Raw genomic sequence first — 11,034 nt, 5'->3', positions numbered from 1 at the left:
CCATAAACATTTGGCGTCTAACCACGATTTTGTGGCAATACAAACCTGCGCCTATACACCTTGCTTTAATGTGCATATAAGCGAAAAAAAGAGAAAATTCGGGTGTTCCAGGTCCCTATAAGCTATCGTTTTTTAAGGCTGAAATCTTTAGTAAAACAGCGCTCAAGGCCGGTAGTAAAAACCACGACAAATAATACTGGCACTGTAAGTGCATTACACCAATGAAAACTATAAAATTTCCACGAATAGATTACAGCAAGTTAAAAGAAGGTCTTATGAAATCGCTCGAGCCGTCTTTATCAACTACAGCTTTAGAATTATTGCCGTCTGGTGTCATCATCACGGATACAGATAACCGCATATTCTGGATCAATAAGACTATGCAGGGTTTTTTAAGTGTCGACGGAGACAGATTGATTGGACAGGAATTCTCAAGCATAGAGGCTGATTTTTTAATTCCATCATCTAACACACGACACGTCTGGCGAATTCCTCAACCTTTACAAGACAGTGAACGCTGGCTTATTCAGGTACAACAGGAGCTATCCCCCGGATTTACTGCGCATTATTTCTCAGACAGCAGTGAATTGGTCCAGCTAAAGGCGGCTAACAAATCGCTCTCCGATCAGTTAGACAACACTTCCACCAGCGATCCGATTACAGGAGTCTTAAATCGTCGCGCGCTGCTGCAGGGATTAGAACCACAAGTTTCGCGCAGCCGGCGCTATGGGAATCCATTGGCACTTATTGTTCTTGAGATAGAAAAATTCGCCTCATCGGACAGAACCGTTTCCGCGGTAACAGAGCATGTATTAAAAGGTGTTGGTTACTATTTACGTGACCAATTACGTTGGGTAGACCTTGTTGGTCGCACAAATACCCGGGAGTTCACCCTTGTTTTACCCGAAACCGGTTTAGACGACGCGCAAAGTATTGCCAGAAAGATATTGGCCCGCCTGCAACAGCTCAGCCTCCCGGACACGCCCAATTTAACGGTAAAGGTTGACGCCAAGATAGGCATAGTTGAATGGGAAAAAGGCGACGATATCAACCGGTTAATTGAAAAGGCACAGGATGCCGCCGACGGTAGGGTGGCGACTGCCTAGGCATCTACTCTGCTGGGGAAGACTAAAACAGAGATATTACGCCAAGCGCTTACGTGCTCGTTGAACTGCCTGGCGAACCTGTGACGGCGCAGTACCACCGAAATGGTCACGGGCTGCAGCCGACCCAGACGGCGCCAACACAGTAAACACATCTTGTTCAATCAACTTACTGAATTTCTGAAGTTCTTCCAACTTCATTTCCGCTAGATCTCGACGTGTGTCTACACCCAGGCGTACGGCTTTTCCGACGACCTCATGTGCATCACGAAAAGGGACTCCTTTGCGAACTAAATAGTCAGCAAGATCGGTGGCCGTTGAAAAACCGGCCTTGGCCGCCTTGAGCATATTTTCTTTTTTGACTTTGAGACTGCCCATCATGTCAGCAAACACCCGTAGTGAAGCTTTAAGCGTGTCTATACTGTCGAACAACGGCTCCTTGTCTTCCTGATTGTCTTTGTTATATGCCAGTGGCTGCCCCTTCATCAACGTAATCAAGCTGATGAGATTACCAACCACACGTCCACTTTTACCGCGAATCAACTCGGGGACATCCGGATTTTTCTTTTGGGGCATGATAGACGAACCAGTACAGAAACGGTCGCCAAGCTCAATAAAATCAAACTGTTGCGAAACCCATATGATCAACTCCTCAGAAAAGCGGGAGAGATGGGTCATTATCAATGTGGATACAAAATTAAATTCAATTATAAAATCCCGGTCACTGACCGAGTCGAGCGAGTTTTCGGTCGGACAGTCAAAGCCCAGTAACTGAGCTGTATAGTGGCGATCAATCGGATAAGTCGTCCCCGCCAGCGCAGCGGCACCCAGTGGCATGACATTTACACGCTTGCGGCAGTCCTGCAATCGCTCAGCATCACGGACCAGCATCTCGAACCAGGCCAACATATGATGACCAAAGCTGATCGGTTGAGCGACCTGTAGATGGGTAAAACCAGGCAAAATGGTATCAGCTTCCCGTTCCGCGATATCTACCAATGTCGATTGAAGACGCGACAATTGCTTTACAATCTCGTCGATCTCATCGCGCAAATACAGGCGCATATCGGTTGCTACCTGGTCATTGCGAGAGCGCCCTGTATGAAGTTTCTTTCCGGCATTACCGATTTTCGTCGTCAAACGGGCCTCGATATTCATATGTACATCTTCCAGGCTGACTGACCAGGTAAATTCGCCTCGTTCGATCTCTTGTTCAATCTCTTTCAGGCCCGAAACGATGGCGTCACGTTCTTCACCTGTCAACACACCAACCTTGGCCAGCATCGTAGCGTGTGCGATTGATCCCGCAATATCCTGAGCGTACATACGCTGATCAAAGGTAACCGAGGCAGTAAATGCCTCGACGAAAACGTCAGTAGGCTCGGTAAATCGGCCTCCCCAGGGCTTGGCAACCGGTGTTTTATCGCTCATTAACAGAATATCCGTGAATTGACACTAAAGCGGCGGAGTATACCCCATTTCGGGCAAAGCAAGGAAACAGCCCTATGCTCCACGCAGCGCCTTTGCGGCAATTTCGGGTGCGATGGTGTTGACGAATAAACCTGACCCCAATTCAAATCCGGTCGGTATCGAAGTACGCGGACAAATTTCCAGATGCCAGTGATAGCTCTGATGAAAGTCCTTGTCATCGGAAATTCTTGGCAGGCTATGAAGAAAGAAATTGTATTGAACCCCGCCAACCACTTTATCCAGCCGCGTCATGGTATTTTTCAATACCTCAGCAAAGTCCTTGAGCAGAGCCGCGTCAGCATCTAAAAAATCTGCCTGATGAACGAGCGGTAATATGTGGACTTCCCACTCGTATCGACTCGCAAAGGGCTTAATCGCAATAAAGTGTTCACCTCGCTCGACAACGTATTGACCGACATTAATCTTACGACGCACTTCACCTGAACTCTTGTCATAAATCGTGGCTTCATAACTCAAAGCTTCGTCGATCAGAGTACAAAATATACATTGGTGATGCTTTTGGTAATGTTGTGCACTATGTGTAACTTCCGCTTCAATATTTTGCGGCACTACAGGCATAGCAATAATCTGGCTATGAGTATGCGGAATACTGCCGCCGGCAGCAGGACCATAGTTTTTAAAAAGCAGTACACAACGCAGTCTTTCATCTGATGCGTAAAGCTCGCGTATCCGTCGTTGATAGAGACAGAACATTTGGCTCAAATGTTCGATGGACATTTCGTGTACGGCAATACCATGGTTATGGTGATCGATGACCACTTCGTGGCGTCCATAGCCGTCGATCGCCTGCTGCAATCCAAAACTGAAATTTGGCTTTGCACCCTTATCCGCAAGCACTGGAAATAAATTTTCAACTATTCGAATATCCCAATTCCCTTTTTCAGGATACGCAGTAATCTGCGGGGGGGTCTTATGTTCATTGCCTCGACAAAATGGACAGGTTTCGACCAGTTCGCGTTTATCTGGTTGATAGAGTTCTTCGGCTTTTTTAGGTCGCATGCCTCTGGCTGTAGATACCAGAACTGATTCTGTTGGAACGATTGGATTGATACGGATTTCGCGAACTTCGTCTTCACTTGCCTGGGTCATCACAATACTCCCGTGTATTGAGAAATGATTCGTAATTTACCAAGTATACAGAAAGGGAGAGGAACAGAAACCGCCACGACTAAAAAGGCAGTTTAAAGATGGAAACATAAATAGCCGCGCAACAAATAAGTTACGCGGCTACTTAAGTTATGGTTTTTTTGGCGTTGTATATTCAACAGTTTTCTGGCGTGGTTCCCAGGTTGTGTCATAGCCGACAAAGCCCTTGGCGTTGGGCGCTTTTTGACGGGTAGTCACAAAACGTGCGTGACCATCAGGAACTTTAGGTCTGCCTTTAGGTGCGTCGCTCATAATTATCACTCCTCAATAGTTGAACGGGAGAACTCATAATAGTTTGTCAGCCGCTCCCGATTCGCTGACCAATAATCTCTAGTTAGCGCGTGTAATGCGCATTTTTCGGTATCACGTGCCTTACTCCACCCTGTGGATTTTCAACATCTCCCTTGTATCGAGGAATGATGTGAATATGCACGTGAAAAATACTCTGTCCTGCGGCCTGACCAATATTGACACCAATATTGTAGCCATCGGGCTTAAACTCTTTATCTATCGACTCACGTTCCCGCGCAATTAAATCCATGCATGCATTGATTTCGTCAGGCGTAAGCTCAAAAAAACTGGCGACGTGTCGGCGAGGAATCACCAGCGTATGCCCAGGACTTACCGCAAAACTATCACGAGCGCTATAGGCCAATTCATTTTCGAGTGTTACCCCACGGGGATCCTTGCAAAAAAGACAAGGATTGTTTGGGTCTCTTTTCTTCGGTGCTTGCTCTTCGCCTGACATCGTACTTACCAATTACTGCATAGGCACTTTGACGGTGCCTTTAACGTCTGGCACTTCTTCTACCTTACCGCCATATTCGATTTCTTCTTCCGTAGCGTCACGAACTGTTTTGATTTCCAGGCTAAAGATAACTTCACGACCACACAACGGATTATTACCATCAATGGTGACAGATCGATCGTCCACCCTGGTCACAATAAAGGTTTTGGTAACGCCGCTTTCGTTTTCCATCAGGATAGACATACCCACTTCACGATATTCTTCCGGAACGTTCTCTATGGCTTCAACAAGCACCAGATTTTCATCTCGTGGACCATATAAATCATTACAGTCTATCGGTACCTCTATCGTATCTCCCGCGCACTTACCTTCCAGTTCGGCGGTCACCGCAGGCGCAAGCGCTTCCGTAACTCCATGGACATAACCAATGGGAAATTCCACTTCGGTAAGTACCGATGCGGATTTTTTATCGATAACTTTGTACATCAATTCAACGTACTTGTGATTACCTATAACTTCTGTAATTAACTGCGTCATTTTATACTTCGATTTCAATACTAAAAAATGAAAAATAGAACATCACGAATTACGATATCGATCAGAAAACTGATGCACCAAAAATTCTGACTTCACCTTCTTCGTAGCCGATAACCATACGGCCCAGCCACTCACCTTCTTTCTTCGTGCTGCGCACCCGATACAAAACGGTTACATGCTCACCGCGACGTATCGTTCCAAGAAAATCAAAATTAGAGTCGAGACTGCGCGTCAATTCGCTTTGAGCAAATTGTTTTCCCATTTCAACTTCATTGAGCCCGAAAAGCAGGTTGTAGGAAAACCGGCGTACAAATTTGCCATATTGACCTTTGTTCGAGTACTTAACCAACTCACCCCACATTTCATGCGCGATAGGCAATAACTCTTCATCAGGCAAATCGATGATATTTGACGTGGTCTGTTTTGCCATAACGACCGCTTTGTCTGCCTTAGATTTTTTCGATACAGGGACTTCTACTGTTGTTTCCATAATTTGTTTACTACTTTATATAATCAATTACGCTTAAAGCTAAAAACACCAGCAACCTCACAAGTGTCAAAAGGTTGCTGGTGCTCTAGTGTATCAGGACATCGCTTATTCGTTTTCCTCGACGATGTGGTACAACGGAGCTTTCTCCATAACGTACTCACCAGTCTTTGGATCACGACGGGAAACGGTCAACACGTGCCAGTTTTCATCATCAACCTTCAACACGTCCCCACGGTAGTAATAACCCGGCCAACGTGTTTCCTCACGGAACAGGGTATGATGGAAAACAGCTTCAGAAGTACGGTGACGGTGCTTAAGTTCCCAAGCGCGCATCAGTTCATGTACGTCAGCTGCCGCGAGTTTCTCCAAATCTTCTTCCAGGATGGTCATCTTCTTCAGACCCATATTCAGAAGTTTGTCGTTAGTCATGTAGTTAACCGTTTGGCCACCACAGTACTCATCCATCAACTTCTGAAGTCTATCCAGGCCCTGGCGTGGATTGATGTAGTTAGGACTGACCGAACCGGCAGTAATCTCGTTGCGGTAGGTTTTGTAGTGATCCATGGGCTTAAAGATCTCTTCCTTACGGGCGTTGATCTGCTTGCTGGATACCACAATGCCTTCGGCCTTACCGTCGTCGATGTATTTACATGCGGCTTTCGCTGCAATACGACCTTCAGTAAATGAACCGGAAGAGAATGCGTGTGGCGTACCACCTACCGCATCACCGGCACCGAATAGACCTTCAACCGTAGTCATACGGTTATAGCCCCAATAGTATTCCGGTGGAGATAAGTCTTCTGGACCTGAACACCAGGCTCCACAACCCGTGGCGTGTGAACCCATAACATAAGGCTCAGATGTTGTCAGTTCTGGATTTTCGTTCTTCGGATCCACATCGGTAGCCGCCCAAAGAACAGCCTGACCAACCGTCATACCCAAGAAGTTGTGCCAGCCGATCTCTTCGAGATGCGGATCCTGGAACGCCTCCATAGTAACCATGTGTATAGGACCGCGACCTGCATTGACCTCATTGATCAACGCGTGGTTACGCAGACAGGTTGGTATTGGACGATGTGTTCTGTGAGAAACTTCCGGATCCAGATATTCCTTACCCACCATCTTTTGTAGCTCAGGGAACCACTTGGACTCATACTCTTCGCCGTAGGCGTTTTGCGTATAGGTCTTGAGATGGAGGAAGTAGGCACCGACTGGACCATAACCATCTTTAAAACGAGCCAGTACGATACGGTTTTCCATCTGAGTCATTTTTGCGCCTGCGCCGATCAATAGACCGTAGGCAGAACCAGATGACCAAGGTGCGTACCATACACGACCTGCACCTTCACCTACTGAACGTGGTTTAAAGATATTCGACGCACCACCAGCGGCAACGATAACCGCCTTGGATTTGAATACGTGATAGTCACCTGTACGAACGTTAAATCCAACAGCACCTGCAACGCGGTTTTCCTTGGACTCGTCCATCAAAAGGTGCGTAACACAGATACGGTTAAATACCTTGTCCGCAGATTTCTTGGCCGCTTCTGCTACGATAGGTTTGTAAGACTCACCGTGAATCATGATCTGCCAACGACCTTCACGAAGATAAGAACCCTTCTTAGGGTCTCTCATCAGCGGTAAGCCCCACTCTTCGAATTGGTGAACAGCAGAGTCAACGTGGCGTGCCATGTCAAACAACAAGTCTTCACGCACCATGCCCATCAAGTCGATACGTGCATAACGGACGTGATCTTCTGGATTGTTTTCGCCAAAGCGCGTACCCATGTAACAGTTAATCGCGTACAAACCTTGTGCTACCGCACCAGAACGGTCGATGTTTGCTTTTTCAGCAATAACAATCTTTTTGTTTTGCCCCCAATATCTGGCTTCGAACGCTGCGCCGGTTCCACCGAGGCCCGCGCCGCACACCAGGATATCAATATTGTCTTCAACGATAGTTTTAGCCATTAGTAGTGCACCCCTAATTTCATTTTCAGGCCGTTAGACTTGAGCGTGTGTATATCACCATCATCCATGCGGATGTACTTAGGCTCGTTATACAACAACTGGCTGTCTCTCATTTCCTGACTTGGGCCCTGCACCTGCTTAAGTTGTGGAATATGCTTACCCCATGGCTTGGTAGTAATCGGCGCCAAAAGGTCCATATCTTTCTTGCCATTGCGGAACTTGATACGCCACGCAATAACACCTTTCTCTTCGTCGCGCTTTACGCGAACCGAGTGTCCCAGTGGCGCGAAGTCAGCATAGCCGCGCACGTCAATCGCATGATGTGGACAGGCTTTAACACATGAATAACATTCCCAACACATGTTAGGTTCAATGTTGTATGCGCGACGTGTCGTTTTATCTATGTGCATGATGTCCGAAGGACAGATGTCAACACAATGGCCGCAACCATCACAGCGTGTCATATATACAAAGGTAGGCATAGTAATTCCCCTCTAATATCGAATTCGGTTATCTACTAAAGATTTAGTAGTGTTTGGGCTGCTCGCGCTTTATACCAAGGCCCATATTGGGAGGATTCTTACCCATATAGGTTGGGACGTCCGGGTATCTCGCATGCACTTGTGGATCTGACAAATCATAATCTGCAGGAAGATTTTCTCTTGAACCATCTGCTTTGGTAACGCGCTTCTGAAGAGCCGCAGCAGGTTTGAAAAACATATGCGCGAACTTAGACCAGGGAACGCCGCCGAACAAGACGATCGCTGAAAGAATAAACAGACCGAAAAGTACCATTGAGCCTGTAGCCGACCATGCAATGGCGAACGTCGTAGTGCCCAACAGTGAAACAATGAACAAATCTGCGCGCTTTAGCTGATACCACTTAGCACCTTCAGCTGAGACGTCTACACGGATTGAAAACCAGAACCAGTAGCACCCACCATTACAGAGATAGCACCTGCGTGCCATAGCATGGGCCATATATCTGGGGCTTTGGATGCAGGGAAAGCAAAGACCAGGGCAACTGTCGACACGATGAAAATGATAGTACCGTACATAAGCATCAGGTGAGACAAGCGACGCTTGGGATTGCAGAATTCTCCTGAGGTCAGTACTTCGTTCGCAATCGTTGCAACAGCAAGACCCATTTTTTCCCCACTGCTCACCGTTCGCTTACGGCTAGCTTCCGCCTTTTTGGCGTTTTCGAAGAAATATTTTGCGCTTTGCTTATGCACAATATCGAAGATCGTCCCAAGCACAACAAATGCAACCATTACTAATAGGAATATTTGCATTACTGTTGGTGAGATTACGGTGAACAACTCTGTGAATGGGTTGGTGGTCAGCATTTCGGATACTCTCTCCTAATTGATTACCGTCATTATTAACCGGCGCACAGGCGCATTAAATCACCTGTGTACCGTTATCAAAAAACTTATTTTGCAGAATGTCCCGACAACTTGACTTCCACTTTTTCGTCGTCGGCCAAGCTACCATAGTATTTGCGAAGAATTTGCAAAACCTCAGGTCGACTGAAATTTTCTGGCACCTCAGTTCCCTCAGACAAAGCCTTACGTAACTTTGTACCTGAAAGAAGAAGACGATCCTCGGCACTATGAGGACAGGTACGCATAGAAGCCATACCACCACATTTGTCACACCAGAATGTCCAGTCAATTTTTAACGGCTTAGTTAATAAGGCATCAGCCGGAATTTCATCGAAGATATGATGAGCATCGAAAGGCCCGTAGTAATCACCAACACCGGCGTGGTCACGCCCGACTATCAGATGAGAACATCCGTAATTCTGTCTAAATAACGCATGCAATAACGCTTCGCGTGGCCCTGCATAACGCATGTCCAGCGGATAACCCGCCTGAACCACGGTGTCTTTGACAAAATAGTTCTCGATTAGGGTTTCAATTGCATCGGCACGCACTTCGGCAGGAATATCGCCTGGCTTGAGCTTACCTAATAAAGAATGGATTAAAACACCATCGCAGGTTTCAATCGCAATCTTGGCTAGATATTCGTGAGAACGATGCATGGGATTTCGCGTTTGAAATGCCGCAATTGTCGACCAACCCTTTGACTGAAACAAATCACGGGTCTGTTGTGGCGTCAAAAATTGATCACCATATTTCTCTGGAAATTCACCTTGCGATAAAACCTTCACCGGACCAGCAAGATTAAACTCACCTTGCTCCATCACCATTTTGACGCCGGGATGCTCTATATCCGTCGTCTTATAAACCTGCATGGCTTCGTGAAATTTATCGATAGTATATTTTTCAGTCACCGACATCGTGGCCATGATTTCATTGCGCTCTGGATCAACCAGCGCGATATCCATGCCTTCGGAGATAGACGATGCCGTATTTGCATCTACAGATAATGTGATAGGAATGGGCCAGAATAGGCCACTTGTTGTTCGCATTCCGTCGCACACGCCTTGCCAATCGGCATGTGTCATAAATCCATCCAGCGGCGTGAAACCGCCTATACCCATCATAATGAGGTCGCCAACCTCACGCGATGAAACAGGAACCTGCATAAGGCCTTGCGCCCTATCCTTCTCCTTCGCCAGTGCATCACCGGTAAGAAGAAGTGGCTTTAATTCCGTTCCACCATGCGGCTCTACCAATTTTGTCATACCGCCCCATCCATATAAGAATTGGAATTTACTGCCAGACTCGGTTGTCCTAACCCGAAAATTCTAACGGGTTACCCCGTCATATGGTGCGCTACGATAACTGTTTTCTTTTTATAAAAAAAGAAATAAATATTTTGATCAGAATAAGCTGAATTAATATAAGTAATCATTAACACGCTGGCGGTCAGTATAGCTAACTCCAGCGGAACCCCAATTTGCGCCAACTCATAAGCTACGCAAATAAAGGAAACTCACGCACGAGAAACTAGCGATGAAAGCGCGGCTGTAATAATAAATTTGATGCTATCGGGATTTTTTTGAGGAAGAAACTGCCTTCGCTGCCTTGTTGACACGATACTCAACAAGGCAGAAAAACTTGTGTGTGGTAACGTTATCAGGAAATCAGCTGCAGATTTTCCTGCAAGTGCTCGATCAGTTCATGCATATCCTCAGGGCCTACAAGCACGATACCTTCCAATAGCTCTGTGAAAAACGGTGTTCCCTTGCGCGCGCCCCAACTGGAGAAACTTTCATCTGCTGACAAGCGATCTGACGCATAGGTATGAACCATACGCTGCAAGGCCAACAGAAATCTAGCGGCAGGAATTTCAATACATTCGCTGACACCTTTTCCAGCAACGCTGCCAAAGCAGAAGCAATAGTAAGGAAATGTACGGCCAAAAAGATTTTTATCTTTTAGATATAGCTTGATTTCTACTTCGTCTTTACCAGAATCCCGTACCTGCGACTCCTCACCCTGATAAGCACTGATGTGTATGACTTGCGCTAACGCCTTCTTCGCATCATCAGTCATGGACAAGGATTTAAACATTTCTTCTTCGAGCACACATAAGTCCATCGCCAACTCCTAAATTAACACTCACTTATATAAGAC

11 protein-coding genes and 1 pseudogene are annotated in these 11,034 nt (G+C 46.4%); 1 reads left to right on the top strand and 11 read right to left on the bottom strand.

The annotated features are described in order from the left end of the window. Positions 1-275 precede the first annotated feature (275 nt). Positions 276-1,106 carry a diguanylate cyclase gene (locus OEZ43_04560; protein ID MDH5544840.1) on the top strand — a complete coding sequence of 277 codons (831 nt, stop codon included), beginning with the start codon at positions 276-278 and terminating at the stop codon, positions 1,104-1,106. A gap of 36 nt (positions 1,107-1,142) precedes the next feature. Here OEZ43_04560 and argH read toward each other — a convergent pair whose 3' ends face one another. The 11 genes and pseudogenes from argH to OEZ43_04505 all read right to left on the bottom strand — a co-directional run bounded on the left by argH (position 1,143) and on the right by OEZ43_04505 (position 10,998). Next, positions 1,143-2,534: an argininosuccinate lyase gene (gene argH / locus OEZ43_04555; GenBank protein ID MDH5544839.1), complete on the bottom strand. Its 1,392-nt coding sequence runs from the start codon at positions 2,532-2,534 to the stop codon at positions 1,143-1,145. A 72-nt stretch (positions 2,535-2,606) separates the two neighbouring features. After that, positions 2,607-3,683 (bottom strand): DUF4931 domain-containing protein, encoded by a 1,077-nt coding sequence (locus OEZ43_04550; GenBank protein ID MDH5544838.1) that lies wholly within the window; start codon positions 3,681-3,683, stop codon positions 2,607-2,609. 147 nt (positions 3,684-3,830) lie between these two features. Further along, positions 3,831-3,992 carry a hypothetical protein gene (locus tag OEZ43_04545; protein ID MDH5544837.1) on the bottom strand — a complete coding sequence of 54 codons (162 nt, stop codon included), beginning with the start codon at positions 3,990-3,992 and terminating at the stop codon, positions 3,831-3,833. Positions 3,993-4,074: 82 nt separating this feature from the next. Further along, on the bottom strand, positions 4,075-4,488 hold the full coding sequence (locus OEZ43_04540) for an HIT family protein (GenBank protein ID MDH5544836.1): 414 nt from the start codon (positions 4,486-4,488) through the stop codon (positions 4,075-4,077). 12 nt (positions 4,489-4,500) lie between these two features. Further along, complete coding sequence (locus OEZ43_04535; protein ID MDH5544835.1) at positions 4,501-5,013, bottom strand: peptidylprolyl isomerase; 513 nt, start codon at positions 5,011-5,013, stop codon at positions 4,501-4,503. Positions 5,014-5,086: 73 nt separating this feature from the next. Continuing rightward, a complete protein-coding gene (locus tag OEZ43_04530) occupies positions 5,087-5,455 on the bottom strand; it encodes a hypothetical protein (protein MDH5544834.1) in 369 nt (122 codons plus the stop codon). 165 nt (positions 5,456-5,620) lie between these two features. After that, positions 5,621-7,486 carry an adenylyl-sulfate reductase subunit alpha gene (aprA, locus tag OEZ43_04525; protein ID MDH5544833.1) on the bottom strand — a complete coding sequence of 622 codons (1,866 nt, stop codon included), beginning with the start codon at positions 7,484-7,486 and terminating at the stop codon, positions 5,621-5,623. Further along, positions 7,486-7,968, bottom strand: coding sequence for an adenylyl-sulfate reductase subunit beta (gene aprB, locus OEZ43_04520; GenBank protein ID MDH5544832.1), 483 nt, complete (start codon positions 7,966-7,968; stop codon positions 7,486-7,488). Before aprB ends, aprA begins: the two co-directional genes overlap by 1 nt. A gap of 43 nt (positions 7,969-8,011) precedes the next feature. Continuing rightward, positions 8,012-8,835 (bottom strand): annotated as a pseudogene (locus tag OEZ43_04515) (adenylyl-sulfate reductase). 86 nt (positions 8,836-8,921) lie between these two features. Next, positions 8,922-10,139 carry a sulfate adenylyltransferase gene (gene sat / locus OEZ43_04510; protein ID MDH5544831.1) on the bottom strand — a complete coding sequence of 406 codons (1,218 nt, stop codon included), beginning with the start codon at positions 10,137-10,139 and terminating at the stop codon, positions 8,922-8,924. A gap of 394 nt (positions 10,140-10,533) precedes the next feature. Then, positions 10,534-10,998 (bottom strand): hypothetical protein, encoded by a 465-nt coding sequence (locus OEZ43_04505; GenBank protein MDH5544830.1) that lies wholly within the window; start codon positions 10,996-10,998, stop codon positions 10,534-10,536. Positions 10,999-11,034: the final 36 nt, after the last annotated feature.

The sequence above is a fragment of the Gammaproteobacteria bacterium genome (genome assembly GCA_029881255.1).
Taxonomy (GTDB): Bacteria; Pseudomonadota; Gammaproteobacteria; order S012-40; family S012-40; genus JAOUMY01.
This window is presented reverse-complemented; position numbering and strand designations above follow the sequence as displayed.